This window comes from Mesorhizobium sp. B4-1-1 (assembly GCF_006439375.1).
Classification (GTDB): domain Bacteria; phylum Pseudomonadota; class Alphaproteobacteria; order Rhizobiales; family Rhizobiaceae; genus Mesorhizobium.
The window spans coordinates 136,369-161,763 of sequence record NZ_VFTH01000012.1 but is presented as its reverse complement, the minus strand read 5'-3'; the positions used below and the strand labels follow the sequence as shown (position 1 = coordinate 161,763).

Here is a 25,395-nt window from a genome sequence, read left to right as displayed (position 1 = left end):
TTCGAAAATGACGGTGTCAGGGCGGAAAAATCAGCGGAAATCCACGGCGCCGACCATGCTGCATGTGGCGGAAGCGGCGCGTGTGTCCGTGGCCACGGTGTCGGCATTGCTCAACGGCACCGCCACCGTCAGTCCGGAGCTTACCCGGCGCATCGAGCAGGCGATCCGCGACATCGGCTACAAGCGCAATGCCATTGCCCGCAGCCTCAAGATGGGCACCACGCGGACCATCGGGCTCACGGTGCCGCACATCACCAACCCGTTCTTCACCGATGTCGTCTCGGTCATCCAGCAGGCGTTCGACCGCGCCGGCTATGCCGTCATGCTGTGCTGCACGGACGAGGATCTGAACACGCAGGACGAGCAGATACGCCTGCTGCTCGACCGCATGGTCGACGGGCTGATCGTGGCGCGCGTCGGCGACGGCGGCATTTTGAAGAGCATCGTCGAGGACGCCAACGTGCCGGTGGTGCTGCTCGACCGTCTCTGCGAAGGCGTCGACACCGACGCGGTGGTGCTGGACAACCAGCGCGCCGTGTTCGACGCCGTCACCTATCTGATCCATCTTGGCCACCGGCGCATCGGCTACATCACCGGCACCTCCGACATATCGCCCATGCATGACCGCATGATCGGCTACCGCGAGGCGCTGCAGGCCGCCGGCCTGCCGGTGGCTGAGGAGCTCGTTCGCTCCGGCAATTTCCACGAGATCGACGGCTACAACGCCACCATGCAGCTTTTGTCGCTGCACGACCGGCCAAGCGCGATCTTCTCGGCCAACAACCCGATGGTGATCGGCACCATGAAGGCGATCCGCGACATCGGCCTATCCTGCCCCGAGGACATCTCGGTCGCCTGTTTCGACGATTTTCCCTGGTCGGACGTGTTCGTGCCCCAGCTGACCACCGTGGCACAGCCCGTGCAGGCGATCGGCGAGCAGGCGGCGAACCTTCTGCTCGACCGGCTGGCCGGCAACCGCGACGCGCTGCCGCGCAAGCTCGTCCTCAAGGGCCGGCTGATGATCCGCAATTCCTGCCGGCCGCTGGGCGCGGTCGCGCAGACCGTCAGCGCGTAAATCCGAAGGCGGTCTCGCAAAGCAGCTGCAGCTTGGGGAAGATGTGTTTGCCGCCGGTGATCACGCGGGTGCCTTTGCCGATCACGGTCTTGGGGTCCGCTTTCAGCACCGTGCCGCCGGCCTCCTCGACCAGCAGCATGCCGGCCAGGCAGTCCCAGGCATTCATGTGCTCCTCGACATAGCCGAGCAGCCGGCCCGAGGCCGCATAGGCAAGCATCAGCGCGCCCGAGGCATTGCGGTAGAAGACACCGCCCTCCCCCAATATCAGGATGATGAGCACGACGACGTTCTTGGTCGAAGCGCGGTTGGAGAGCCCGGTCCCGACCGAACCTTCCGAAAGCGAGGTGGCATCGCTGGCCTTGATCGGCTTGCCGTTGAGGAAGGCGCCGCCGCCGAGCCGGCCGTAGAAGGTCTCGTCGGTCGAAGGCTCATGGATGACGCCGACCTCTGTCTCGCCATCCCTGGCGCAGGCGATCACCACGCACCAGGCGGGAATGCCACGCACGAAATTGGCGGTGCCGTCGATTGGGTCGATCACCCAGATATGACCGGTTGTTCCGGCCACGGCCGCGTGCTCCTCGCCGACGATGCCGTCTTGCGGATAGGCCTTGGCGATCGCCGCGCGGATGAACAGCTCGACCTCGCGGTCGCCTTCGGAAACCAGGTCCTGGTGGCCCTTGCTCTCGACGGTCAGATTGTCGAGGTCGCGAAAATATTTCAGTCCAAGCTCGCCGGCGCGCCGCGCCAGGTCGATGGCAAAATGCATGCGGTCGTCGAGGTCGTGGGTCACGGGGAACTCTTTGTTGAGGAAAGGTCCTCCCCGCCCTTAGCAGACCGGCGTGTCATTCAAAAGCGGCCCTCTTAGGCCGCCTTCGACATCGATTTGTGCACGTCGGCGAGGATTTCGAAGGAACGCACGCGCGCCGCGTGATCGAAGCACTGCGCCGTCACCATCAATTCGTCGGCGCCGGTGCGGCGGATGAAGGCGTCGACGCCCTGGCGCACCGTTTCCGGCGAACCGACGACGGCGCAGGACAGCGCCTGGGCAAGCATGGTCTTCGCGACGGAATCGAGATCGCGGTCGTAATTCTCGACCGGCGGCGGCAACTGGCCGGGCCGCCCGCTGCGCAGATTGACGAAAGCCTGCTGCAGCGAGCTGAACAGAAGCTTCGCTTCGGCGTCGGTCGGCGCGGCAAAGACGTTGAGGCCGAGCATGACATAGGGCTTGTCGAGCTGCGCCGAGGGCTGGAACCGCGTGCGATAAACCTCCAGCGCATGGTCGAGCTCGGCCGGCGCGAAATGCGAGGCGAAGGCGTAAGGCAGGCCGAGAAGTGCCGCGAGCTGCGCGCCATAGAGGCTGGAGCCGAGGATCCAGACCGGCACGGTCTGGCCTTCGCCGGGCACCGCGCGAATGCGCTGGCCTTCCTCGGCCGGCTGGAAATAGCCCATCAGCTCGACCACGTCCTGCGGGAAGTTATCGGTGGACTCCAGGTTGCGGCGCAGCGCTCGCGCGGTCAGCATGTCGGTGCCCGGCGCGCGGCCGAGACCGAGGTCGATGCGGCCGGGAAAAAGCGCGGCCAGCGTGCCGAACTGCTCCGCGATCACCAGTGGCGCATGGTTGGGAAGCATGATGCCGCCGGCGCCGACGCGGATCGACTTGGTGCCGCCGGCGACATGCGCGATCACGACGGACGTCGCGGCGCTTGCAATGCCCGGCATGTTGTGGTGCTCGGCCAGCCAGTAACGCTTGTAGCCCAGCCGCTCGGTATGGCGGGCAAGGTCGAGCGAATTGGCGAGCGACTGCGTTGCGGTGCTGCCTTGCGTGATCGGCGACAGGTCGAGAACCGAAAGGTCCGTCATTGGTCAAATCTCCACGATGCGTTTTTCCCGCAGCCTCGCCTCGAAGGCGGCGCGGTCGGGAATGACGATGGCGAGCTGGTTCTCCAGCACGTCGGCGAGTTCGGCGGCCGTCGCGATCTCGCGCTGCTCGCTGCGGCCGCCGGCATGATGCGTCGACAGCCGGTTGTTGCGCAGCGCATAGCGCCGGCCGGGCAAGGCGAGCGCGGCCACCAGCGTGGTCAGGAAATGCGAGCTCGGATGCGTCGACAGGAAATGGCTGGCGACCCGGTAATCGACCTCATAGGCTTGGCTCATGTCGAAGCGGTAGAGCGTGGGCCAATCACCGCCGATATTGGCCTGCAGGCGGAAACGGTCGCCGGTTCCGACGACGCGGAAGGCCTCGTGCGGCGTCTGCTGCTCGAGGCCCGGCTCCAGCAGCAACGGCGCCGTCAGCGTCAGGCCGCCGAAGCCGACATCGGCGATATAGGCACGGCCGCCAAGCTCGATGCGCAGCAGCATATGGCTGCGCGCCGTAATCGCGTCATCAGGCTGGCCCCAGAGCACGCGGGCGGCGAGCCCGCCGACGGTGAAGCCCAGCGCGTCAAGCGCATGCATGAAGACCAGATTATGCTCGAAGCAATAGCCGCCGCGGCCCTGGCTAAAAATCTTGTCCTGCAGCGAAGCGATGTCCAGGCCGACCGAAACGCCCATCAAGGCGTCGATGTTCTCGAACGGGATCGCCCGCGGGTGGACGGCGTGCAGCTCCTGCAGCGTGGCGAGCGAAACGTCGGTTGGCCCGTCATAGCCTATGCGGGCGAAATAGCCATCGAGATCGAAGTCGCTCATACAGGCAGGATCCGGCTTGACCGGACCGATATAGGCACTCGCCGGCGGTGCCGCAAACAATGTGCGAGGTTTGAGATTATGCCGGGGTTTCAGGGCGCGGATTTATGATTGTTCTCGGTCGCTTCCTCGTCCACGGCCATGGACTGCTGCGCCGCGAGGAAGTTGCCGACATGGCTCAAGCCCTCGAAATGGTCGCAGAAGACCTTGATCACGACCAATAGCGGCACCGCCATCAGCGCGCCGACGAAGCCCCATAGCCAAGACCAGAAGGCAATGGCGATGAAGATCGCCACCGCGTTGATCTCGAGGCGTCGCCCGACCACCATCGGCGTCACGAACTGGCCTTCGACGATGTCGCACAACACCACGAAAGCCGGCGCCAGCAGCGCATAGGCGATCGTGTCGAAGCTGATCAGCGCGATGATAGCGACGAGCAGGACGGTCATCAGCGCGCCGACATAGGGCAGGAAATTGAGCAATGCCGCCGCCGCGCCCCAGACTAGCGGGGTGGGCATGCCGAGCCCCCAGAGGCCCAGCCCGATCACCGTGCCGAGACCCGCATTGATGAGGGAGACCGTAAGCAGATAGTGCGAGATCTCGCGCTCGACGTCATAGACGACGCGCAACGCCCGCTTCTTCTGGGTCATGCTGGTGAAGGACTGGACGATCTTCTCGTAGAACAGCGTGCCCGAGGCGAGCAGGAACAGCGACAGCACGAAGACGATGGTGATCGAGGTGCCGGCTTCCAGGATATTGCTGGCCGCCGTGGACAGGATGCCGGAAGGCGCCACCGCGACCCGCTGCACGCCTGGCTCCTGCGAGGTCTCGGTCAGCGCTTCCAGCTGATGCGCGAGATCCATCACCCGCTCGAGCGGCCGCTTGAATGGTGCCAGCCGCTCGGTGAGCTGCTGGCCGATCGAATAGCTGTTGTTGATGAGGTCGATGACCGGACCGCTGAGCAGATAGCCCGCGACGACGAAAACAAAGATGGAAAGCAGCACCAGCAACGTCGCCGAAACCACCTCCGGTACGCCGTGCTTGCGCAGGAAGCGCACGATCGGCGTCAGCGTCAGCGCCAGCAGGAAGGCGAGGATCACCGGCATAAAGAAATCACGGGCGAAGTAGAGCGCCGCGATCGTCAGCAGAATGAAAATCCCGATCACCAGCGACCGCGTCAAGCGCATGCCCGCCCGGGCGTCGGCACGCGGATCAGGGCTTTCGGCAACGCGCGCGCCCGAAGCGATCGGTTCGGCTTTCATCGGTTCCCCTTGCAGCCCGCCACCCAACAATGAATGCATGGCAGGCTTGTGCCGAAACGCGGGAGTTCCGGGCAGGTTCCATGAGCCGGCTTTCGCCGGCATCGCTCATGCGGTCGCGCTATTACATGACGTGTAATTGAGCCGCCGCGCCGGCCGGGCCTAATACGGGGCAGGCTTTCGCGACGACAGATCGAGCCGCAAACCGTCGCCGCCCAGGAACTGCGTGTCGAGTGCATGTTCCCGGCCGATGAGGCAACCGAGACGCTCCATGCCGAAATGATGGCCGTCGGCGCCGGGCATCCAGAGGCCTAGCGCATTTCACCGTTTCACGGAAACGGCGAACCGCTCTATCTCTTTGTTTCTACGCAATTCCGGACGGAAAACCGCTCACACTTTGCCTGGAATTGCTCTGGCATCTGGAGACCGGCTTCGACTGCCGCTCAGGCGACCGGCGCCAGGATGGCGGGCGCGGCCTTCGCCGTTTCCTCGCGCACGATCGGCGCCACCCTGGTGCCGTAGAGCTCGATCGCCTTCATGATCTTGGCGTGCGGCATGGTGCCGATCGCCATCTGCAGCAGGAAGCGGTCGTTGCCGAAGATCTTGTGCTGGGCGACGATCTTTTCAGCCACAGCTTCAGGATTGCCGACGAACAGCGCGCCGTTGGGTCCGCGTGCCTGGTCGAAATGGGCGCGCGAGGTTGGGCCCCAGCCGCGCTCGCGGCCGATGCGGTTCATTACTTCTGCCTGCGGTCCGTAGAAATCGTCGGCCGCCTGTTCGGTCGTCTCGGCGATGAAGCCGTGCACGTTGATGCTGGTGGCAAGCGTTGCCGGGTCGGTGCCGGCGCGCCGCGCCGCCTCGCGATAGATATCGAACAGCGGCGCGAAACGCGCCGGCTCGCCGCCGATGATGGCCAGGGCCAGCGGCAGGCCGAGCACGCCGGCGCGGGCGGCGGATTGCGGCGTGCCGCCGATGGCGATCCAGATCGGCAGTTTTTCCTGCAACGGTCGCGGATAGACGCCGCGGCCGTTGATCGGCGCGCGCAGCTTGCCCTGCCACGTCACGGTCACCTGGTCGCGGATGGCGAGCAACAGGTCGAGCTTCTCGGCGAAGAGCTCGTCATAGTCCTCGAGATTGTAGCCGAACAGCGGGAAGGATTCGATGAAGGAGCCGCGTCCGGCCATGATCTCGGCGCGGCCGCCGGACAGGAGGTCGAGCGTCGCGAATTGCTGGAAGACGCGCACCGGATCGTCGGAGGAAAGCACCGTGACCGCGCTGGTCAGGCGGATGCGCTTCGTGCGCTCGGCCGCCGCGGCCAGCGCCACGACCGGCGCCGAGGCGGCATAGTCGGGGCGGTGATGCTCGCCGAGGCCGAACACGTCGAGGCCGACCTGGTCGGCCAGCTCGATTTCCTCGATGAGGTTGCGCAGCCGCTCATGCGGACCGATCGCGCCGACACCCGGCTCCGGGCTGACATCGGCGAAAGTGTAGAGACCGAGTTCCATCTGGTTTTATCCTGAGGTGTTCATATGGGTGTTGCTTGTCGGCATTAGAGGTAGCCATCTACCGTTCTGCCCGCCAGAGGTGCGATCTGTGAACAGTGCATCGCGCGCTGCCGAGCCGTATCCCTGCGGCAACAAGCCCGGATTTTTCATGGCTGGTATACCGTTTTGGCGCTTGAACTTGCCGCTTTCACGCGTATGTAAGCGTCGCGAATAGACTGCAGGGAAGTGCACTTGGCGATCTACAGGGAAAAAGACATTTTCGAGCGGCGCAATGCCGCGAACGAGGCAAAGAAGGCGCTGCTCGAGCGCTTCAAGGCAAAACCGGCGGCGGATGATCCGACAGTGCTGGCTCGCCAGGCCGAACGCAAGGCTATCCTTGAGGCCCGCGCCATCCGCGAGGCGGAAAAGGCAAGGCTGAAGCAGGAAAAGCTGGCGCGCGAAGCGGCCCAGAAGGCCGAGCGCGAGGCGATTGCTGAAGCGGCGCGTCTTGCGGCGGAAGCCGCGGCGGCCGAAGAGGCCAAACGCCGCGAGGCCGAGGACTCCGAGCGCATCGCTTTCGAACTTGCCGATGAGGCCGCGCGCAAGGCCAAGCGTGACGCACGCTACGCCGCTCGCAAGGCACGCGTCGGCCGCACGCCTCCGGGCTTCTCCGCCCGCTAGAGCAATTCCAGGAAAATGGTTCAGGGTCGCCGAGAGCGGCCCTGAACGCGTTTGTGCTGCGGATAACGACCTAATGCATGTCGCGCAAAAGTGACCTCGGTTTTGCGACAACGACATGCATCAAGCAACGACCTAATGCATGTCGCGCAAAAGTGCGCAGCGGTTTTGCGATAACGACATGCATGAAAACAAAGGCTTAAAAGCGCGTCGCCTGAATCCGCTTCAGCGCGACGCGCTTTAGGCGACCAGCTTCAGCCCGACGATGCCGCAGACGATCAGGCCGATACAGGCGAGCCGGACAATCGTCGCCGGCTCGCCGAGCAGCCAGATGCCGAGCAGCGCCGTGCCGACGGTGCCGATGCCGGTCCACACCGCGTAGGCCGTGCCGACGGGCAGCGTCTTCAGCGCCAGCCCAAGCAGGCCGAGGCTGACGATCATCGAGGCAAGAGTGAGAAGGGTCGGCAGTGGCTTCGAAAAGCCGTCGGTATATTTGAGGCCGATCGCCCAGCCGATCTCGAACAGGCCGGCGAAGAAAAGAAGAATCCAGGACATCGAAGACACTCCGTCATTCCAGCATCGCTTGAGACGCTTGGTGGCGGGTCGTCCCGGCCGGTTTCGGGGAAGCGAGGTCGTCCTCGCCCTTTGATATGGGGTGGCCTGTTTCCCGATCAACAAAACACCGGCAGCATTGTCATGCCGCCGGTTCAAAGTCTGCATTGAGCCGGATCGACCGAATTTGGCCGCTTACTTTTCCTTTATGCGCATCGCCTTGACCGGTGGCGCCTTCGGCGCCGGGGCCGCGGCGGGCTTCTTGGCGTCCTTCTTCGGCTTGCGGGCTTCCTTGCCCGCCTTCATCGCACCTTTAGCCATGATTCGCTCCTCCGATTGTGGACGTGCGAGTGAAACAAGAGAAATGCCGGACCGCAAGAGGCGGCGTCTCGCTTGCGAAGCCGTCCAGCCGGATGTCAACCGGTTTCCCGACGCCATGCTCGCTCGATCGGGCTGTGGTAGCTTGAACTTCGGACTGCCGGGCGCATTGTCTGTGGACTTTCGCCTGGGCGGGCATCAAGCTCGGGCGCGCCGGGAGATCGAATGGCAGGACATAGCGGGTCAAGACGAGTGATCTATGCCGCGCTCGCCGGCAATTTGGCGATCGCGCTGACCAAATTCGCGGCGGCGGCCTTCACCGGTTCGTCCGCCATGCTGTCGGAAGGTGTGCATTCGCTGGTCGACACCGGTAATGGCGGGCTCCTGCTCTATGGCATGCACCGCGCCGCGCGGCCGCCCGACCGCACCCACCCGCTCGGCCACGGACGCGAGCTCTATTTCTGGAGCTTCATCGTGGCGCTTCTGGTGTTCGCGCTCGGCGCCGGCGTCTCCTTCTATGAAGGCGTCATCCATATCATGGCGCCCGAACCGGTCGTCAATGCCAAGGTCAACTACGTCGTGCTTGCCCTCTCCTTCGTCTTCGAGGGCAGCTCATGGCTGGTGGCGCTGAAGGAGTTCCGGCAGCAGAAGGGCCGCCAAGGCTGGTTCGAAGCCGTACGCCGCAGCAAGGATCCGAGCGTCTACACGGTGCTGTTCGAGGACAGCGCCGCGCTGCTTGGCCTTGTCGTCGCCTTCGCCGGCATCCTGTCGGCCGAGCTTCTGGAAATCCCCGAGCTCGACGGCGTCGGCTCGATCGGCATCGCCATCATCCTCGGCGCCACGGCCATCTTCCTGGCGCGCGAGAGCAAGGGCTTGCTGCTGGGTGAACCTGCCTCGCCCGAAGTGCAGAAGAAGGTGCTGGCGATCGTCCAGGAGGATCCGGCCGTCCAGCGGGCGAACGGAATTCTGAGCGTCCATATCGGGCCGGAGGAAATCGTCGCGGGTTTGAGCATCGAATTCGAGGATCATCTCACGGCTCCCGAGATCGAGGCCTGCGTCGAGCGCCTGGAAGCAAGGCTGAAGCAGGAAATGCCGCAGATATCCAGGCTCTTCGTCAAGCCGCAAACGACTGGCACATGGGAGCAGCGGCGCGAGGCCATCGCCGAGGCTTCGGACGAAAGCTAGGTTCAACGCAACGAACTTCGTGAGGAGGAAAGCTGATGAAGATCGACGGCGGATGTCATTGCGGCGCGATCGCCTATGAGGCGGAGGTCGATCCGCAAAAGACCTCGATCTGCCACTGCACCGACTGCCAGCAGCTGACCGGCACGGCCTTTCGGGTGACCGTTCCGGCGCCGGAAAGCGACTACCGGATCACCAGGGGCGCGCCGAAGATCTACATCAAGGTCGTGGCAAGCGGCGCCAGGCGCGCCCAGGCTTTTTGTGCCGACTGCGGCTCGCATCTTTATGCAACGTCGGTCGGCGATGGTCCGAAGATTTATGGGATCAGGGTCGGGACCGCGCGGCAGCGTCAGGACTTGGTTCCCAGACAGCAGAAATGGCACCGGTCGGCTCTGCGCTGGCTTCCGGAATTCGAGGGCATGGCGACGACGGAAGAGCAATAGCGATCGGATCGGCCCGCTGGCGCGGGCCTTGGCGATTGGCCGAATCTTCGGCGCCTTCGTCACCCTTCGGGCTTGACCCGAGGATGACGAAGTGATGGGCGTTCTGACCAATCTCCAAGGTATGCGACCTTGCCAGCGAAAGAAGAATCGCTCGTTCCAACGTCGGCGTCGAGCGACTACTCGTCGCCTTCGACGACGCGCAGCCTGAGTTGGCCGGTCTTGGAATCGGCCACGCGCGCCCCGGCCTCGACCTTGGCCGGCCCGTTGCGCGGCGGCTCGGCCTCGCCCTCGGCAAACTCCAGCGCCTCGATCTTCTGGCCGCGCTTGGTCACTTTCGACGTCGACACCAGGATGTCGTCGATGTCCTTGGTCGCCTGGCCGAAATGCGTCTGCAGCCGGCGCACCCGCTCGTCGACCCGCGCCACATCCTCCATCAGCCGGATGACCTCGCCCTGGATCAGATGCGCCTGCTCGCGCATGCGGGCATCCTTCAGGATCGACTGGATGACCTGGATCGACAGCATCAGCAGCGAGGGCGAGACGATGACGACGCGGGCGCGATGCGCCTTCTGAACCACCGCCTCGAAATTCTCGTGGATTTCGGCGAACACCGATTCCGACGGCACGAACATGAAGGCAGTGTCCTGCGTCTCGCCCTGGATCAGGTATTTTTCGGCGATATCGCGGATATGCACCTCGATGTCGCGCCGAAAAGCCTGCGCCGCCGCCTTCTGCATGTCCGCGCCCTCGGCGGCACGGATGGCGCTCCAGGCTTCGAGCGGGAACTTGGCGTCGACGGCCAGCATCGGCGCGCCGTTGGGCATCCGCACCAGGCAATCGGGCCGGCTGCCATTGCTCAGACTGGCCTGGAACTCGTAGGCGCCGTGCGGCAGGCCGTCGGCGACGATCGCCTCCATGCGCGACTGGCCGAAGGCGCCGCGCGTCTGCTTGTTGGAGAGGATCGCCTGCAACTGCACGACCTGGCCGGCCAAGGACTGGATGTTGCCTTGCGCGGTGTCGATCACCGCCAGCCGCTCTTGCAGCTTGGCCAGGCTCTCATGCGTCGACTTGGTCTGCTCGGCCATGGTCTGGCCGAGACGCCCGGTCATGGCGTCGAGCCGTTGTCCGAGCGACTGGGTGAGCTCGGCCTGCCTCGCCCCAAAAACTTCGGCGATCGCGCCCATGCGCCCCTGCATTTCGGCCTGCGCCTGCATAATGTCGGCCATCCTCGCCTCGGCATCGCGGGCATGGTCGGCGGCTTCGGCGGCCGCCACCGCGCGCGCACCGGCCGCGCGCCACAAGGCGACCACGAGCGCCACGAACAGCGCAAGCAGAAGGATTGCGCCGAAAGCCAGCGCCTGGCCAAGCGTGATGGTCGTGGCGCCAAGCCGCGCGATGGGCTCGGAAAGCATGGAGGTCATGTCGTTCATTTGGGCAGCATAACCGATTCGGCCTTCTGGCACAGATCAAAACGTGAACAAGCCAAAGATGCCCCGGTTGACGCTTTTCGAGCGAGGTCTTAGGTGAGACGCCATGTCGATCAAGCCTCTCATCATCCTTCCCGATCCTGTCCTTCGCCAGGTTTCCGAGCCGGTCGAGCGCGTCGATGCCGATTTGCGCAGGCTGGCCGACGACATGCTCGACACCATGTATGACGCGCCGGGCATCGGCCTTGCGGCGATCCAGGTCGGCGAGCCGCGGCGGCTGCTGGTCATCGACCTCGCCAAGGAAGGCGAGCCGCCGGAGCCGCATGTTTTCATCAATCCGGAAGTGCTCGAAAGTTCCGACCAGCGTTCCGTCTATGAGGAAGGCTGCCTGTCGATCCCAGACTATTATGCCGAGGTCGAGCGCCCGGCCTCGGTGCGGGTGAAGTATCTCGACCGCGACGGCAAGTTGCAGGAGATGCAGGCGGAAGGCCTGATGGCCACCTGCCTGCAGCACGAGATCGACCATCTCAACGGCGTGCTGTTCATCGACCACATCTCGAAGCTGAAGCGCGACATGGTGGTGAGGAAGTTCAAGAAGCTCGCCAAGGACAAGGTGCCGGGCAAGATGGTGGGCTAGGGGCGGTCTGGACCGCGCGAGCACCTGGAACTGCCACGAGACAGGATCGCAGGACGTCATGCCGCTTCGCGTCATCTTCATGGGCACGCCGGATTTTTCCGTGCCGACCTTGCGCGCCATCGCCGAGGCCGGCCACCAGATCGCGGCCGTCTACACGCAGCCGCCGCGCGCCGCCGGCCGGCGCGGGCTGGAATTGACGCCCTCGCCGGTGCAGCGCGAGGCCGAGCGGCTAGGGCTCGAAATGCGCACGCCGACATCGCTGAAAGGCGAGGCCGAGCAGCAGGCCTTCGCCGCCTTGCGGGCCGATGTCGCGGTCGTCGTCGCCTACGGATTGCTGTTGCCGAAAGCCGTTTTGGGCGCACCGAGGCTGGGTTGTCTGAACGGCCACGCCTCGCTTTTGCCACGCTGGCGTGGTGCTGCTCCCATCCAGCGCGCGATCATGGCCGGCGATGCGGAGACCGGCATGATGATCATGCGCATGGAAGAAGGTTTGGACACCGGGCCGGTGGCAATGGTTGAAAAAGTGGCCATCGCACCCAATATGACGGCCGGCGAATTGCACGACCTCCTGATGGTTCAGGGCGCTTCGCTGATGGTTGAGGCGCTCGCCCAGTTGGGGATAAATTGTCTGACATTTACCCAACAGGCGACGGCAGGGGTGACCTACGCCCGAAAGATCGATAAATCGGAGACGCGCGTAGACTGGACGCGGCCTTCTGGCGAAGTCCACGATCACATTCGCGGCCTCTCGCCCTTTCCGGGCGCGTGGTGCGAGGTCGAAATTGGCGGCCGCATGGAGCGGCTGAAACTGCTTCGCTCGACGCTCTCGGAAGGCGTCGGCGAGTCGGGAGGAATTCTCGATGACCGGCTGACGGTCGCCTGCGGGACAGGCGCGGTCCGCCTGGTCGAAGTTCAACGGGCGGGCGGAAAGCCTGCCGCCGCGCAGGAGTTTTTGCGCGGAGCCAAGATCGAAAAAGGAACGAAACTCACATGAGCATGATGTCGATACGCGCGGCGACGCCGCGGGATCGCGAGGCGATCCGCCTCGTCGAAGAGCATGCCTTTGGCCAGCAGGCGGAAGCCGGCCTGGTCGATGCCCTTGTCACCGGCGGCGATGCCGTCGTCGAGTTGGTTGCCGAGGAAGACGGCCAGGTCGTCGGCCATATTCTTTTCTCGCGGCTTTTCGTGCAGAACGGCGCCAAGCAGTTCGCCGCTGTCGCGCTGGCGCCGCTGGCGGTCGAGCCTTCTTTCCACGGCACTGGTATCGGCGGCGCGCTGATCCGCGAGGCGCATGTCCGCCTCAAGGAAGCCGGCGAGACGCTGGCCGTGGTTCTGGGCGATCCGGTCTATTACGGCCGCTTCGGCTACAGCCATGCCCGCGCCGCAGGATTCGAGAGCGAGTACCAGGGCGAGGCGCTGCAGGCGCTGGCCTGGGGCGACGCGCCCGAGACCGGCAAGCTGGTCTACGCTTCAGCCTTCACCGCTTTAGCCGCCTAGGTCAAGGCGAAAGCACAGCTGGCATGCCGCGTTTTCGGCTCGATATCGAATATGACGGCAGCCAGTTCGCCGGCTGGCAGCATCAGGCCGACCAGCCCTCGGTGCAGCAGGCGATCGAGCAGGCGATCGAAAAGTTCTGCGGCGAGGCCGTGAGAATACGTGCCGCCGGCCGCACCGATGCCGGCGTGCACGCCACTGCCCAGGTGGCGCATGTCGACCTGGCCAAAGCGTGGTCGGGCGACAAGGTGCGCGATGCGGTGAACGCCCATCTGCAGGCGGCCGGCGCGCGCGTCGCCGTCCTGAAAGCGGCCGTCGTCGCCGATGGTTTCGACGCGCGCTTTTCGGCCACCGGCCGGCACTATCTCTATCGCATCCTTAATCGCCGGGCGCCGGCGGCGCTGGAAAAGGGCAAGGTCTGGTGGGTGCCGAAGTGCCTCGACGCCGAGGCCATGCATGAGGCTGCCAAGGTGCTCCTCGGTCGGCACGACTTCACCACCTTCCGCTCCACCCAGTGCCAGGCCGAAAGCCCGGTCCGCACGCTTGCACAGCTGGATGTCAGCCGCGTTGGCGATCTGATCGAGGTACGAACCTCGGCGCGCTCCTTCCTGCACAACCAGGTGCGTTCGATGGTCGGCTCCTTGCGGCGCGTCGGCGACGGCTCCTGGGGCGCCGCCGATCTCAAGGCGGCGCTCGAAGCGCGCGACCGCGCCGCCTGCGGCCAGGTTGCTCCGCCCGATGGCTTGTTTCTTGTCGGGGTGGACTATGCGGCGGCAACCCAAGAGCCAAACGCCGCAGCCGAGGATACGGTGACCTAACCGGTCGTGCCGTCCGGTATGTCGATGCCGAGCAGTGCCTGCAAGCCGAACAGGACGAGCAGCGAGGTGATGAACATGCCGACAAAGACGGCTGTGCCCACGGCGGCGCCCTTGCCGATCGATGCATTGGTCATGCGCCAGGTCAGCACCATCGAGAGCGCGAACAGGAACAGCGACACGAGGCTGTTGACGTCGCTGGTCGAAGGCAGGAAGAGCCTGAGCAGCGCCGAGGGCAGCATCAGCCAGGCGATGATCGCCGACGTCCAGTTGGAAGCGACGACATAGTGGACGAAGCGGCCGCCGATGCCGGCGCGCGGCGCGACCAGCGCAAGCGCCACCAGCGGCAGCACCCAGGAGCCGAGATCGACGGTCGCCAGCCGTATCAGCATGCCGAGGCGTCCGGCGAAGGCGTCCGGATCGCCGATCTCATTGGCTATCCCGACCCAGCCGACGATCAGCGCCGGCGCCGCCACGACAATGGCGAAGAAGGAATTCCAGAAACCGTCGGCCGAAAGGTCGAGCAGGCGCAGGCCGTCGGCCTTGCCGAACATCAGCCGCCAGGCGCCGGCCAGCGAAGCATAGGTTTCGTCCGCCGAAAGCATGGTCACGAAAGGCCTTGTCCGAACCAGTCCTCGATGAAGCGTTCGTAGATTTGCGTCAGCGTCTCGAGGTCGGCAAGCGCTACGCGCTCGTCCACCATATGCATGGTCTTGCCGACCAGGCCGAACTCGACCACCGGGCAATAATCCTTGATGAAGCGCGCGTCCGACGTACCGCCGGAGGTGGAGAGCGCCGGCGTCTTGCCGACCACCGCCTTGACCGAGCTGCCCAGCGTATCGATCAGCTTTTCGTCACGCGTGAGGAAGACATGGCTCGGCCGATCGCGCCAGACAAGCTCGTACTCGACCGGCGCCCTCTTGCCCGGCCGGTATTTCTTGCGGCCCGCCGCCTGGTCGAGCCGGTTGTGGATCTCGGCCTGGACCGTCTCCGCATCCCAGCTGTCGTTGAAGCGGATGTTGAAAATGGCCGTCGCCTTGGCCGGGATGACGTTGGTCGCCGGATTGCCGACATCGATCGATGTCACTTCCAGATTGGTCGGCTGGAAATCCTTGGTTCCCTTGTCGAACACCGGATGGAGCAGGGCGTCGACCAGGCTGATGAGCCCGCGCACCGGGTTGTCGGCAAGCTGCGGATAGGCGGCATGGCCCTGGCGTCCGTTGACGGTCACGCTGCCCGACAGCGAACCGCGTCGGCCGATCTTGATCATGTCGCCGAGCGCATCCGGATTGGTCGGTTCGCCGACGATCGAGGCATCCCACTTCTCGCCCTTGGCCGCCGCCCAGTCGAGCAGCTTCGTCGTGCCGTTGATGGCCGGTCCTTCCTCGTCGCCGGTGATCAGCAGCGACACCGAGCCCTTCGGCCCGCCATTCTTCGCGACATGGCGCGCCACCGCCGCGATGAAGCAGGCGATGCCGCCCTTCATGTCGACGGCGCCGCGGCCATACATCTCGCCATTGGCGATTTCGGCGGCGAAGGGCGGATGCGTCCAGGCCGTCTCGTCACCCACCGGAACGACATCGGTATGGCCGGCAAACATCAGATGCGGGCCGTTGCCCGAGCGCCGCGCATAGAGGTTTTCGATGTCCGGCGTGCCGTCTTCCGAGAAGACCGGTCGCTCGACCGAGAAGCCGAGCGGCTTCAGCATATCCTCCAGCGCGGCAAGCGCCCCGCCTTCGGCGGGCGTCACGGAAGGGCAACGGATCAGGGCGGCAAGATTCGCGGCGGGATCGGTCGGCAATGTCATGGGCAAAGCGATAGTCGAAAGCGTTTGTCGTGTCACGATGGCAGATCATCGCCGGTCATGCCGCCGACAATATGGTTTTCGTGGCGTATTAATGCATGTCGCCCGGAAGTGTGGGCAGCGGTTCCGGGAAAACGACATGCATAATAGCAAGTGGCGGGCCAAGCGAGGACGAATGCATGGCCAGTGAAACAAGCACCATCGCGATAGCCGGCGCCGGCAGCATCGGCTGCTATGTCGGCGGCTGCCTGGCGCTCGCCGGACGCAAGATCGTCTTCCTCGGCCGCGGCCGTGTCGTCGAGGCCATGCGCGAAAGCGGGCTGCGCGTCAGCGATCTTGACGGCCGCGACCGCCGCGTCGAGGCGCAAGCGATCTCGGCCACGGACGATCCGGCGGCAGCACTCCCCGACGCGGACGTCATCCTGGTGACGGTGAAGAGCGGCGCAACCGCAGAGATGGCCGGGCTGATCGCCGCCCATGGGCGCCCGGATGCCGTGGTGGTCAGCCTGCAGAACGGCGTCGACAATGCGGACAGGTTGCGCGCCGCGCTCCCTGGACGGCGGGTGCTGACCGGCATGGTCATGTTCAACGTCGTCCAGTCGCCCGACGGCGAGGCGCCGTTGCGTGCGCATCGCGCCAGCCAGGGCGAGGTGATGATCGACGATGGCGCCGATGGCCTTGCCGATCTGCTCGACGTCGACGGGCTTGCCGTCGAAGCGCGCGCCGACATGAAGGCGGTGCAGTGGGGCAAATTGCTGATGAACCTCAACAATGCCCTGGTGGCGCTCTCCGACCTGCCGCTGGCGAAGCAACTGGCCGACCGAAGCTGGCGCGTCATCCTCGCCGCCGAGATCGACGAGGCGCTCGCCGCGATGAGGGCGGCGGGCATAGCGCCGGCGCGCATCACCGGCCTGCCGCCGGCGCTGCTGCCGAAAGTGCTGCGGTTGCCCGACTGGCTGTTCGGGCTTCTGGCGCGCCGCATGCTGGCGATCGACCCTCAGGCGCGCTCGTCGATGTGGGACGACCTCAAACGCGGTCGCCCGACCGAGATCGACGAATTGCAGGGCGCGGTCATTCGCCTGGCCAGGCGAACGGGCGCCCCGACACCGGTCAACGAACGCGTCACTGCGCTGGTGCGTCAGGCGGAAGCGGCAAAGCGCGGCCCGCCTGGTCTTAGGCCGGAAGTGGTCAGCGGCGGTCCTCGATCAGCGTGATCTTCTGCCAGATCTTGCGCGACAGGTTGGAGGACAGGTTCTCGATGTCGTTGACCGCATTGACGACGACATCGTCGTTGACCGACTGCGCGAACAGCGCCGCGATCTTGCCGGTGATCGACAGCATCTCCGAGCAATAGTCGAGATAGCGGGCAAGGTCGGCGGGGTTGGTGATGCGAGCGGGCGAGTGCGAGGTCGGCTTGAAGTCGGCCGACAGCGTCGCCGGATCCTTGGTCAACTGATGCATGTCGATGACATGGATGAGCGAGCGCAGCCCGTGCAGTTGCCGGAACACCTTCTTGCGCTTGATTCGCTCCTCGGCGCGGATCAGCGCCAGCAAGCCGAGCACCGCCAGGATCGCGGTGTTGATCGTCGCCTCGATGCCCTGCATCGACTGCACGGCATCGTCGGCGCCCGAAATGCGGTCGAGCGGCAGGATGGTGCCGACGAACAGGAACATCGCCACGCCGGCGATGAAGGCCGCGACGATGACGCCGCGCAGCCACCAGATCGGCGCTTCCAGCTCCTTGGCGGCCTTGGCGAGGTCCCGCGACAGCGACACCAGTTCGGCGGCGACGGCGCGCAGGCCCCTTTCCGGGAAACGCTCGGCGACACGCTCCTCCAGCCTTTGGGCGGTCTCGATGATCCGCGTCGGATCGAGCGTGCGGTAGCGCATGGCGCCCTCAGCTATCGCCCGGCGCGTTGGTGCGCCTGCCGTAGCGGTTCGGTCCGGGATCGCTGCGGAAACAGGCGAGGATGATGAGCAGGATGGGACCGATGATCAGCGAGATCAGCGCAAAATAGGTCGGCTTGCCGAAATCATGGAAGCGCTTCGCCGTCACCGCGAACGTGGCCCAGGCCGAGATCAGCAGTACGCCCCAGCATATCATGGCCCAGTTCTGGCTGGCGCTCGTGTTCAGCTCCACCCGCGCGAACTGGTAGAACGGGAAAAACTGGACAAGCACCAGCAAAATCCCGGCCAGCGCATAGGCGACCGGGCTCAGCCGCCCCGAAAGGCTGAAGAACAGCCAGAGGAATTGCGATCTTTCAGACACTAGCGTCCGCTCCGTCGTGGAGGATCAATCGCGCAGCAATTCGTTGATCGAGGTCTTGGAACGGGTCTTGGCGTCGACTCGCTTGACGATGACGGCGCAGTAGAGGCTCGGGCCCGGCTCGCCACTGGGCAGCGGCTTGCCCGGCAGCGATCCTGCCACCACCACCGAATTCGGCGGCACTTCGCCATAGAAAACCTCGCCGGTGGCGCGGTCGACGATCTTGGTCGACTGGCCGATGAACACGCCCATGCCAAGCACCGAGCCTTCGCGCACGATGCAGCCTTCGACCACTTCGGAGCGCGCGCCGATGAAGCAATTGTCCTCGATGATGGTCGGGCCGGCCTGCATCGGCTCCAGCACGCCGCCGATGCCGACGCCGCCCGAAAGATGCACGTTCTTGCCGATCTGGGCGCAGGAGCCGACAGAGGCCCAGGTGTCGACCATCGTGCCCGAATCGACATAGGCCCCGACATTGACGAAGGACGGCATCAGCACGGCGCCCGGCGCGACATAGGCCGAGCGGCGCACGACCGACGACGGCACGGCGCGGAAGCCGGCCCTCTCGAAGTCGACGGCGCTCCAGCCGTCGAACTTGGACGGCACCTTGTCCCACCACACGGCCTGACCGGGACCGCCCTTGATGATCTCCATCGGGTTCAGCCGGAAGGAGAGCAGCACCGCCTTCTTCAGCCACTGGTTGACGTGCCACCGTCCGTCGTCCCGCCGCTCGGCGACGCGGGCGACGCCGCGATCGAGCAGGTCGAGCGCCGCTTGGATGGCGTCGCGCGTCTCGCCGCGCGTCGCGGTCGAAATCGTGTCGCGCTCCTCGAAGGCCTTTTCGATGGTCTTTTCGAGGCTCGCCAGATCGGGCTTCGACATGATTTCGCTCCATTACCAAGCTGTTAAGGGCTGCGCCTTAACCTGTTTAAAAGTCGCGCGGACCCTATGTTAAGGCTCAATGGGGGTCAATCGCGCCAGCGTCACGGGACGGCGCAAGTAAGGGAATTGGACGGGTGGATTCGATGACTCCCATGGAAAAGGCGGGATGGACGCCGCTGCCGCATTCGGACGAGGACCTGGAGCGCTCGAAAGGCGTGCCGGATACTCCGCAGACACGCGCCGAAACCTATCGGCTGGCTTGGAACGATCCCGACTTCATGACCAGGCGCGAATTGCGCGCCGTGCGGCTGCAGCTTGAGCTGCTCAAGCCGGAAATGATCCTGGCCGAACGCGGCATTCGCTCGACCGTCATCCTGTTCGGCGGCGCCCGCCTGCCCGAACCGGGTGGCGAGGCCTGGGCGGCGAAGAACGAGACGCAGAAGAAGAACCTCGAGGCGAACAGCAAATATTACGAGGAAGCGCGCAAATTTGCCCGCCTGTGCTCGCAGCAGTCGGCCATCTCCTATTATCGTGAATATGTCGTGGTGACCGGTGGCGGGCCTGGCGTCATGGAGGCCGGCAACCGCGGTGCCGACGATGTCGGCGCGCCGTCGATCGGCTTGAACATCGTTTTGCCGCACGAACAGGCGCCCAACACCTACGTCACGCCGGAGCTCTGCTTCAACTTCCACTACTTTGCCATCCGCAAGATGCATTTCGTCATGCGCGCCAAGGCGGTCGCGGTGTTTCCGGGCGGCTTCGGCACGATGGACGAGTTCTTCGAGACGCTGACGCTCATCCAGACGGGACGCATGGAGCGCGTCCCGGTCATCCTGTTCGGCAAGGCGTTCTGGCAAAGGGCGATCGATCTCGATTTCCTCGCCGAGCAGGGCACGATCTCACCCGGCGATCAGGACATCATCGATTTCGTCGACACGGCCGACGAAGCCTGGGACATCATCCGCCGCTTCTACAAGCTCTGAAAGCGCGGTCCCGGAAGCGCAACCTACCGGTTCGCCTGCACCGGCGGTTCGATCGGCCAGCCATTCGAGTGCGCGAAGCGCACGATGGCGGCGCGGGAGTGAAGTTCGAGTTTGTCGGTTGCCCTGGTGCGATAGGTTTCGATCGTCTTTATGCCGAGGCTGAGCCGCGACGGGATTTCCTTGTTGCTGTAACCGAGCGCCACCAACTGGATGACCGACCGCTCCCGTTCGCTGAGATTGCCCGGATCGCCCTGCGCGGCGCTCAATATGCGCGCCGCAAGCGCCGGATCGACATAGTTGTCGCCTGCCAACACGCATCGGATGGCCTGCAGCAGGTCCGTCGCGTTTCGGCCAATCTCCAAAGCATGCCGCCTGCCAACGCGAACGTGGTTCAGGCCACGACCTCGACGATCGCGGTCAGGAAGCTGGCGAGATCGTCGGTGACGAAATCGACGTCGTCCTCGTTTGCAGGGTCGCGTTCCCAGATCTCCGAAAAGGTCGGCTCGAAATTGCGCGGCACCACCAGCACGGTCGTCATGCCGAGCGTTTTCGGCACGGCCAGATTGCGCGCCAGATCCTCGAACATCACCGCATTATGTCCGGTCACCGAGTGCAATTCGGCAAAACGCTCATAGGTCTGGCGCTCCGGCTTGGGATTGAGCCCCGCCGCGACGATGTCGAAGATGGCGTCGAAATGTTCCAGTATGCCGAGCTGGCGCGCGGTGCGTTCGGCATGCCTGCGGTCGCCATTGGTGAAGATGAATTTGCGCCCGGGAAGCTGGCGGATCGCCGCGCCCAGCACCGGATCCGGCACCAGCCGCGAATAGTCGATGTCGTGCACCTTCTCGAGGAAATCGTCGGGATCGATGCCGTGCCGCTTCATCAGCCCGTTCAGCGTCGTGCCGTATTCCAGGTAGAGCTCCTTCTGCAGCTTGCGCGCCTCGTCGCGCGAAAGCGTCAGCAACTCGCCGACATAGGCGGTCATCTTGACGTCGATCTGCGCGAACAGGTTCGAGTGATGCGGATAGAGCGTGTTGTCGAGGTCGAACACCCAGTCCGTGACATGGGCAAAGCGGGCAGGATCGGGTGTCATCGTCATACGCTTCTTATGGCATGCCGGCGCGGAGGTTATCCACAACTTATGCGCGTCACGAAGTGTGAAAATGGCGTCTCACTTCAAATTTTAAAAGTCTCGGAAAGGTCGCCTTCAGCGCTTGCTGGCACAGAGGCTATCCGTTGGGAGCAAGTGATGAGTCGCATATTTTTGAGGGCCGCTGCCGTGGCGTTCGCTTCGGTCGCTGCCTCGCTGTTGTTGACGCTGATTGTGGTTCCGGCAATGGGCTTTCCGATGAGCCGCAGCGTCTGGCTGGCGTCGACGGTTTGCCCGCTCGTGCTCGCCTGGGCCGCCAGCGCCAGCAGCTTCTGGCAGAACGACCGGTTGCAGAACGCCCATCGCGAGCTTGCCCGGGCTCACGCGCAGCTCGCCGCCGCGCACCGGCGTCTGTCGGACAAGGCAAGCCGCGACGACATGACGGGCATGCTCAACCGCGAGACCTTCTTCGCCGTGCTCGACGGGTCGCGGCGCAAGAGCGATCGCGGCGCGCTGCTCATCATCGACGCCGATCACTTCAAGAGGATCAATGACAGTTACGGTCATCTGACGGGAGACGAAGCGCTGCTTCTGATCGCCGGCGCCATCGAACGCGGCATTCGCAGCGGCGACGTGCTCGGCCGCATCGGCGGCGAGGAATTCGCGGCTTTCCTGGTCGGCGCCAGCGAACCGGAAGCCAAGCATGTCGCCGAACGCATCCGCCGCGAGGTCGAACTGATCCGCTTCCGCCCCGACGACGAGCGGACCGTGCCGCTCACGGTCTCGATCGGCGGCATAAGCTGCGGCGAGAGCGCTGCCGTTTCCGATCTGATGCGCGCCGCCGATCGCAGGCTTTACGAGGCGAAGAACCGCGGCCGCAATCTTTCGATCCTCGACCGCGAACTCCCCGAGGCGGCATGAAGCCTTGCCGCGGGCCTCAGGAAAGCCCTAACCATGTCCATGTTCAACCGCGCTGAACTTCCGGGTGTAACCCCGTTTTCACCTAGGTTTGGCATGGAATTGGCCTCCTCGGCGGCGTGCATGCCGTTCAGGAACGGCATGCGTGGATCGAGGCCCCTATCGAGAGACGTGTCATGAGCAGGTTCATAGCAAAAATGTCGCGCCGCGCGATCGTGCAGGCACTGATCGCGCTGCCCGCGCTGTCGCTGTTCCGCAACCAGCCTGCCGTGGCCGACCCCGACGAAATCGTCGAGATCAATGGCTGGATCCTGCGGCGGAGCGATCTCGCATGATCTTCGACAGCTACGAAGCCTACAAGCAGGCCGGCTTCAAACCCAAGGCCTGCATCCTCGGCTCCGGTCCGGCTGGCACCACGATCGCCAGGAAGCTCGGCGCAGCCGGCATCCCGGTCGTCGTCCTGGAGGCGGGTTCGCGCGAATTCAGCGACGAGTCGCAGGATTTCTATCGCGGCAGGACGGTCGGCGATTTCTATTTCGACCTCGACATCACCAGGCTGCGCTTCATGGGCGGCTCATCCAACCACTGGGCCGGCTGGTGCCGCGTGCTCGACAGCCAAGATTTCGAGCCCAAGGCCTGGGCGCCGGACACCGGCTGGCCGATCAGCCGCGCCGACATCGAGCCCTATCTGCCGGAAGTCCACGACATCCTCGAGCTTCCCGACTTCCGCCCCGATGTGCCGGTTTCGGACGACATCCGCTGGGTGCAGTTGATCAAGAGCCCGGCGGTGCGCTTCGGCGAGAAATTCGCCGACGAGCTCGACAAGAGCAAGAACATCGCCGTCGTGCTCAACACCTACGCGACCGAGCTCACCGGCGACGGCAAGCGCGTCACCGGCGCGAAGCTCTGGTCGAACGGGCAGGGCGCCGGCACCTTCGGCGCGGACTATTTCGTCACCTGCACCGGCGGGCTGGAAAACTCGCGGCTGCTGTTATGGTCGAATGAGCGCTCGAACGGCGGCGTGGTGCCGAACGCAACGGCGCTCGGCCGCTACTGGATGGAGCATCCGACCTTCGAGGGCGGCAACGCCATCCTCGCCAACTACTCAGAGTTTGAGGTCGACGGCTCGAACGAGGCCTTCTTCTCGCCGACGCTTGCCGCGATGGAGCGGCTGCGGATCATGAATTTCGGCATCCGCCTGATCGAGTCGCCCTATCCCAATGTCAAGAAGCTGATCGCCGACCTTGCCTGCACCGCGCCCAACATGGCGGAGTGGATGTCGTCCCAGCTCGACCAGAAGCTGCGCTGCGCTGCCCAGCTTTACGTCGCCTGGGAACAGGCGCCGCTCGCCTCGAACCAGATCGAGCTGTCGAAGACCGATGTCGACCACGCCGGCGTGCCGCGCATCGAATTGCATTGGAAGAAGTCGCCGCTCGAGCGCCGCACGCTGCTCGAAGGCCTGAAGCTTTTCGGCACGACCATGGCGCAGAAGAATCTCGGCCGCGTCCGCATCGACGACTGGATCAGCAATGGCGACGATTATCCGACCAACGAGGAAACGGCCGGCCACCACCACATGGGCGGCACCCGCATGGGCACCGATGTCTTGAAAAGCGTCGTCGACGCCAATTGCAAGGTGCACGGCATGGACAACCTCTATGTCGGCGGCTCCTCGGTGTTCTGCACCTCCGGACAGTGCAACCCGACGACGACCATCACCGCGCTCGCCTGCCGTCTGGGCGAGCATCTGGGCAAGGTGATCGTCGTCTGATCTCCCGAAAGACCGGCTTTGCGTGTCGGTTGGGCGAAACCGACCTCAGACCGTGGCCGGGTCGAGCGCCGCCTGACCCTTGAACCGCGTTACGATGCCGGCGAGATCGGCGCTGCCGAAAGCGTCGCGCAGCACGTCGAAGGACGGCAGCACGAAATAGGCGCGCTGGAACTTGTCGATCTCATAGCCGGTGCGCATCACCGTCTCGAGATCGAACGGCACATGGTGGGCGTCCTTGCTCTCGACCGCGAATTGCAGCTCGGTGAAGGACGACATCAGCCCGGCGCCGAAGGCTTTCACCGGCTGACCGGGCTCCTGGATGAGCCCGTATTCGGCGCTGTACCAGTAGAGCCTCGTGATCATCTCGTCGCCGCCCAGCGCAATGACGTGCTCGGCCTTCTCGCCATACATCTGCATGAAATCGGCGAACACCGGCTGGGTCAGGATCGGCACATGGCCGAAGAAATCGTGGAACATGTCCGGCTCGACGATATAGTCGAGCTCTTTTTTCGTCCGCAGCCAGTTGGTGACCGGGAAGCGGCGATTGGCGAGATGATCGAAGAACGGGCCGGCTGGGATCAAGCCGGGCACCGCGACGATCTCCCAGCCTGTCAGCCTGGCGAGCTTTTCGCTGACCTCGTCGAAATCCGGAATCCTGTCGAGCAGGCCGAGCGCGGCGACACCATCCAGATAGGAGCGGTGCGCAAGCTTCTGTGTCAACTTCGTCTGGCGGTCGCACAGCGTGCGCCACACCGCCTGTTCCCCGGCTGAATAGTCGTAGCCCTGCGCCACGGTGAAATCGCCGCGGCAGACCGAATAGTCGCCGCGAAGGCCCTGCGCCGCGCATTCGGCGGCGTAATCGGCAACGCTGATCGTCATCATATCCTCCTCGAGATCGTGATCCGCGGATCGTGGGAGGGAGTTTAGGAGCGATCGCCGAGGTAAATCCGCCTTGTTTGTGGCTCGCCGGCTGATTTCGAGGTAAAAGCACTCAGATCAACGTGAGATCGAGAAATCATGCCTCAATTCGACGATTTCGAGATAAGGATGCTCGATATCCTGCAACGCGACGGCCGCAAGCCGGTCTCGGAGCTGGCGCACGAAATCGGCCTATCGACCACGCCCTGCGCGCGCCGCTTCGAGGCGCTGCAGGAAACCGGCATCATCAAGGGCTTTGCCGCCGTACTCAGCCGCCGCGCCGTGGGTCTTTCGGTCGAGGTGTTTATCCAGGTGCGGCTGGTCAGCCACAGCGACGGCTCGCCCGAAAGTTTCATCGCCGCCGTGCAGCGCATGGACGAGGTCTCGTCCTGCTGGACGATGACCGGCGACCACGATTTCCTGCTTCATGTCATGGTGCCGTCGGTGGACGATCTGAATTCCTTCGTCATGCACCGGCTGATGCGATTGCCGGGCGTCCGCGACGTCCACACGCAACTGGTGCTGCAGAACATCAAGGGCCCCGGCCACGTGCCGCTCAGCCACCTGCGGCGCTGACGCATTACCAGGAAAACTGCAACGCGGTTTTCCGCCCGGAATTGCGTCCAAGCAAAAAGCAATTCCAGGAAAAGTGCGACGCGTTTAGGCTCGGCGACTTCGCCGTGGCCCTCCGTCCGGAATTGCTTCAAAACAAAACTT

The 25,395-nt window shown here is 64.5% G+C and carries 31 protein-coding genes; 14 read left to right on the top strand and 17 right to left on the bottom strand.

Annotation, left to right across the window (positions count from 1 at the left end; translation table 11 throughout):
- Positions 1 to 55: 55 nt before the first annotated feature.
- Positions 56 to 1,075 (top strand): LacI family DNA-binding transcriptional regulator, encoded by a 1,020-nt coding sequence (locus tag FJW10_RS18385; protein ID WP_140709223.1) that lies wholly within the window; start codon positions 56 to 58, stop codon positions 1,073 to 1,075.
- Here FJW10_RS18385 and FJW10_RS18380 read toward each other — a convergent pair.
- The 6 genes from FJW10_RS18380 to FJW10_RS18355 all read right to left on the bottom strand — a co-directional run bounded on the left by FJW10_RS18380 (position 1,065) and on the right by FJW10_RS18355 (position 6,521).
- A complete protein-coding gene (locus FJW10_RS18380; RefSeq protein WP_140901150.1) occupies positions 1,065 to 1,865 on the bottom strand; it encodes an inositol monophosphatase family protein in 801 nt (266 codons plus the stop codon). The two genes, FJW10_RS18385 and FJW10_RS18380, sit on opposite strands and share 11 nt — an antisense overlap.
- Before the next feature lie 71 nt (positions 1,866 to 1,936).
- A complete protein-coding gene (locus FJW10_RS18375; protein WP_140901149.1) occupies positions 1,937 to 2,935 on the bottom strand; it encodes an LLM class flavin-dependent oxidoreductase in 999 nt (332 codons plus the stop codon).
- A gap of 3 nt (positions 2,936 to 2,938) precedes the next feature.
- Positions 2,939 to 3,760 carry an arylamine N-acetyltransferase gene (locus FJW10_RS18370; protein ID WP_140901148.1) on the bottom strand — a complete coding sequence of 274 codons (822 nt, stop codon included), beginning with the start codon at positions 3,758 to 3,760 and terminating at the stop codon, positions 2,939 to 2,941.
- An 89-nt stretch (positions 3,761 to 3,849) separates the two neighbouring features.
- Positions 3,850 to 5,019, bottom strand: a complete 1,170-nt coding sequence (locus FJW10_RS18365) for an AI-2E family transporter (protein WP_140901147.1) — start codon at positions 5,017 to 5,019, stop codon at positions 3,850 to 3,852.
- A gap of 159 nt (positions 5,020 to 5,178) precedes the next feature.
- Positions 5,179 to 5,319 (bottom strand): hypothetical protein, encoded by a 141-nt coding sequence (locus FJW10_RS30485; protein WP_181177571.1) that lies wholly within the window; start codon positions 5,317 to 5,319, stop codon positions 5,179 to 5,181.
- Positions 5,320 to 5,459: 140 nt separating this feature from the next.
- Complete coding sequence (locus FJW10_RS18355; protein ID WP_140901146.1) at positions 5,460 to 6,521, bottom strand: LLM class flavin-dependent oxidoreductase; 1,062 nt, start codon at positions 6,519 to 6,521, stop codon at positions 5,460 to 5,462.
- A gap of 231 nt (positions 6,522 to 6,752) precedes the next feature.
- Between FJW10_RS18355 and FJW10_RS18350 the strand changes: the two genes are divergently transcribed.
- Entirely contained in the window at positions 6,753 to 7,181 is a 429-nt protein-coding gene (locus FJW10_RS18350) for a DUF6481 family protein (RefSeq protein ID WP_140641967.1), read from the top strand.
- A 237-nt stretch (positions 7,182 to 7,418) separates the two neighbouring features.
- Here FJW10_RS18350 and sugE read toward each other — a convergent pair whose 3' ends face one another.
- Positions 7,419 to 7,733 carry a quaternary ammonium compound efflux SMR transporter SugE gene (gene sugE / locus FJW10_RS18345; protein ID WP_140834561.1) on the bottom strand — a complete coding sequence of 105 codons (315 nt, stop codon included), beginning with the start codon at positions 7,731 to 7,733 and terminating at the stop codon, positions 7,419 to 7,421.
- Positions 7,734 to 7,925: 192 nt separating this feature from the next.
- Complete coding sequence (locus FJW10_RS30970) at positions 7,926 to 8,051, bottom strand: hypothetical protein (RefSeq protein ID WP_095819016.1); 126 nt, start codon at positions 8,049 to 8,051, stop codon at positions 7,926 to 7,928.
- Between the two features lie 222 nt (positions 8,052 to 8,273).
- Between FJW10_RS30970 and FJW10_RS18335 the strand changes: the two genes are divergently transcribed.
- Positions 8,274 to 9,233, top strand: coding sequence for a cation diffusion facilitator family transporter (locus tag FJW10_RS18335; protein ID WP_140901145.1), 960 nt, complete (start codon positions 8,274 to 8,276; stop codon positions 9,231 to 9,233).
- Between the two features lie 35 nt (positions 9,234 to 9,268).
- Complete coding sequence (locus tag FJW10_RS18330) at positions 9,269 to 9,673, top strand: GFA family protein (RefSeq protein WP_140901144.1); 405 nt, start codon at positions 9,269 to 9,271, stop codon at positions 9,671 to 9,673.
- Between the two features lie 176 nt (positions 9,674 to 9,849).
- On the opposite strand, the gene FJW10_RS18325 is transcribed toward FJW10_RS18330, so the two are convergent.
- On the bottom strand, positions 9,850 to 11,103 hold the full coding sequence (locus FJW10_RS18325; protein WP_140901143.1) for a DNA recombination protein RmuC: 1,254 nt from the start codon (positions 11,101 to 11,103) through the stop codon (positions 9,850 to 9,852).
- Positions 11,104 to 11,206: 103 nt separating this feature from the next.
- Between FJW10_RS18325 and def the strand changes: the two genes are divergently transcribed.
- The 4 genes from def to truA are packed head-to-tail and all read left to right on the top strand — an operon-like array spanning position 11,207 to position 14,049.
- Positions 11,207 to 11,737 (top strand): peptide deformylase, encoded by a 531-nt coding sequence (gene def / locus FJW10_RS18320; protein ID WP_140834547.1) that lies wholly within the window; start codon positions 11,207 to 11,209, stop codon positions 11,735 to 11,737.
- 58 nt (positions 11,738 to 11,795) lie between these two features.
- Entirely contained in the window at positions 11,796 to 12,731 is a 936-nt protein-coding gene (fmt, locus tag FJW10_RS18315; RefSeq protein ID WP_140901142.1) for a methionyl-tRNA formyltransferase, read from the top strand.
- Positions 12,728 to 13,234 (top strand): N-acetyltransferase, encoded by a 507-nt coding sequence (locus tag FJW10_RS18310; RefSeq protein ID WP_140834525.1) that lies wholly within the window; start codon positions 12,728 to 12,730, stop codon positions 13,232 to 13,234. Before fmt ends, FJW10_RS18310 begins: the two co-directional genes overlap by 4 nt.
- A 23-nt stretch (positions 13,235 to 13,257) precedes the next feature.
- Positions 13,258 to 14,049 carry a tRNA pseudouridine(38-40) synthase TruA gene (gene truA, locus FJW10_RS18305; RefSeq protein ID WP_140901141.1) on the top strand — a complete coding sequence of 264 codons (792 nt, stop codon included), beginning with the start codon at positions 13,258 to 13,260 and terminating at the stop codon, positions 14,047 to 14,049.
- Here truA and FJW10_RS18300 read toward each other — a convergent pair.
- Both FJW10_RS18300 and dapE read right to left on the bottom strand, forming a co-directional pair.
- The gene (locus FJW10_RS18300) at positions 14,046 to 14,651 is read right to left on the bottom strand and encodes a transporter (protein ID WP_140834814.1); all 606 of its coding nucleotides are present in this window, start codon (positions 14,649 to 14,651) and stop codon (positions 14,046 to 14,048) included. The two genes, truA and FJW10_RS18300, sit on opposite strands and share 4 nt — an antisense overlap.
- Before the next feature lie 2 nt (positions 14,652 to 14,653).
- Positions 14,654 to 15,853 (bottom strand): succinyl-diaminopimelate desuccinylase, encoded by a 1,200-nt coding sequence (gene dapE, locus FJW10_RS18295; RefSeq protein ID WP_140901140.1) that lies wholly within the window; start codon positions 15,851 to 15,853, stop codon positions 14,654 to 14,656.
- Positions 15,854 to 16,029: 176 nt separating this feature from the next.
- On the opposite strand from dapE, the gene FJW10_RS18290 reads away from it, so the two are divergent.
- Positions 16,030 to 17,064, top strand: a complete 1,035-nt coding sequence (locus tag FJW10_RS18290; RefSeq protein ID WP_140901139.1) for a 2-dehydropantoate 2-reductase — start codon at positions 16,030 to 16,032, stop codon at positions 17,062 to 17,064.
- Here the strand turns inward: FJW10_RS18290 and FJW10_RS18285 are convergent.
- From FJW10_RS18285 to dapD, 3 genes are read right to left on the bottom strand one after another with little or no spacing between them, the layout of a single operon-like run.
- Positions 17,039 to 17,740: a hypothetical protein gene (locus tag FJW10_RS18285; protein WP_140901138.1), complete on the bottom strand. Its 702-nt coding sequence runs from the start codon at positions 17,738 to 17,740 to the stop codon at positions 17,039 to 17,041. The two genes, FJW10_RS18290 and FJW10_RS18285, sit on opposite strands and share 26 nt — an antisense overlap.
- A 7-nt stretch (positions 17,741 to 17,747) precedes the next feature.
- Entirely contained in the window at positions 17,748 to 18,119 is a 372-nt protein-coding gene (locus FJW10_RS18280) for a DUF805 domain-containing protein (RefSeq protein ID WP_140641942.1), read from the bottom strand.
- 24 nt (positions 18,120 to 18,143) lie between these two features.
- Complete coding sequence (dapD, locus tag FJW10_RS18275) at positions 18,144 to 18,998, bottom strand: 2,3,4,5-tetrahydropyridine-2,6-dicarboxylate N-succinyltransferase (RefSeq protein WP_140901137.1); 855 nt, start codon at positions 18,996 to 18,998, stop codon at positions 18,144 to 18,146.
- A gap of 143 nt (positions 18,999 to 19,141) precedes the next feature.
- On the opposite strand from dapD, the gene FJW10_RS18270 reads away from it, so the two are divergent.
- Positions 19,142 to 19,981: an LOG family protein gene (locus FJW10_RS18270; RefSeq protein ID WP_140901136.1), complete on the top strand. Its 840-nt coding sequence runs from the start codon at positions 19,142 to 19,144 to the stop codon at positions 19,979 to 19,981.
- 23 nt (positions 19,982 to 20,004) lie between these two features.
- On the opposite strand, the gene FJW10_RS30480 is transcribed toward FJW10_RS18270, so the two are convergent.
- Both FJW10_RS30480 and FJW10_RS18260 read right to left on the bottom strand, forming a co-directional pair.
- Complete coding sequence (locus FJW10_RS30480) at positions 20,005 to 20,292, bottom strand: LuxR C-terminal-related transcriptional regulator (RefSeq protein ID WP_181177570.1); 288 nt, start codon at positions 20,290 to 20,292, stop codon at positions 20,005 to 20,007.
- Between the two features lie 80 nt (positions 20,293 to 20,372).
- The gene (locus tag FJW10_RS18260) at positions 20,373 to 21,080 is read right to left on the bottom strand and encodes a pyrimidine 5'-nucleotidase (protein ID WP_140641931.1); all 708 of its coding nucleotides are present in this window, start codon (positions 21,078 to 21,080) and stop codon (positions 20,373 to 20,375) included.
- Between the two features lie 150 nt (positions 21,081 to 21,230).
- Here FJW10_RS18260 and FJW10_RS18255 point away from each other — a divergent pair, with 150 nt between their 5' ends.
- The 3 genes from FJW10_RS18255 to FJW10_RS18250 all read left to right on the top strand — a co-directional run bounded on the left by FJW10_RS18255 (position 21,231) and on the right by FJW10_RS18250 (position 23,760).
- Entirely contained in the window at positions 21,231 to 21,992 is a 762-nt protein-coding gene (locus tag FJW10_RS18255) for a GGDEF domain-containing protein (protein ID WP_140834503.1), read from the top strand.
- A gap of 173 nt (positions 21,993 to 22,165) precedes the next feature.
- Positions 22,166 to 22,324, top strand: coding sequence for a hypothetical protein (locus FJW10_RS30475; protein ID WP_181177569.1), 159 nt, complete (start codon positions 22,166 to 22,168; stop codon positions 22,322 to 22,324).
- Positions 22,321 to 23,760 carry a GMC family oxidoreductase gene (locus FJW10_RS18250; RefSeq protein WP_140901134.1) on the top strand — a complete coding sequence of 480 codons (1,440 nt, stop codon included), beginning with the start codon at positions 22,321 to 22,323 and terminating at the stop codon, positions 23,758 to 23,760. Before FJW10_RS30475 ends, FJW10_RS18250 begins: the two co-directional genes overlap by 4 nt.
- A gap of 45 nt (positions 23,761 to 23,805) precedes the next feature.
- Here the strand turns inward: FJW10_RS18250 and phhA are convergent, their stop codons facing one another.
- On the bottom strand, positions 23,806 to 24,642 hold the full coding sequence (phhA, locus tag FJW10_RS18245) for a phenylalanine 4-monooxygenase (RefSeq protein WP_140901133.1): 837 nt from the start codon (positions 24,640 to 24,642) through the stop codon (positions 23,806 to 23,808).
- Positions 24,643 to 24,777: 135 nt separating this feature from the next.
- Between phhA and FJW10_RS18240 the strand changes: the two genes are divergently transcribed.
- Entirely contained in the window at positions 24,778 to 25,254 is a 477-nt protein-coding gene (locus FJW10_RS18240; RefSeq protein WP_140901132.1) for an Lrp/AsnC family transcriptional regulator, read from the top strand.
- The last annotated feature ends 141 nt before the right edge of the window (positions 25,255 to 25,395 follow it).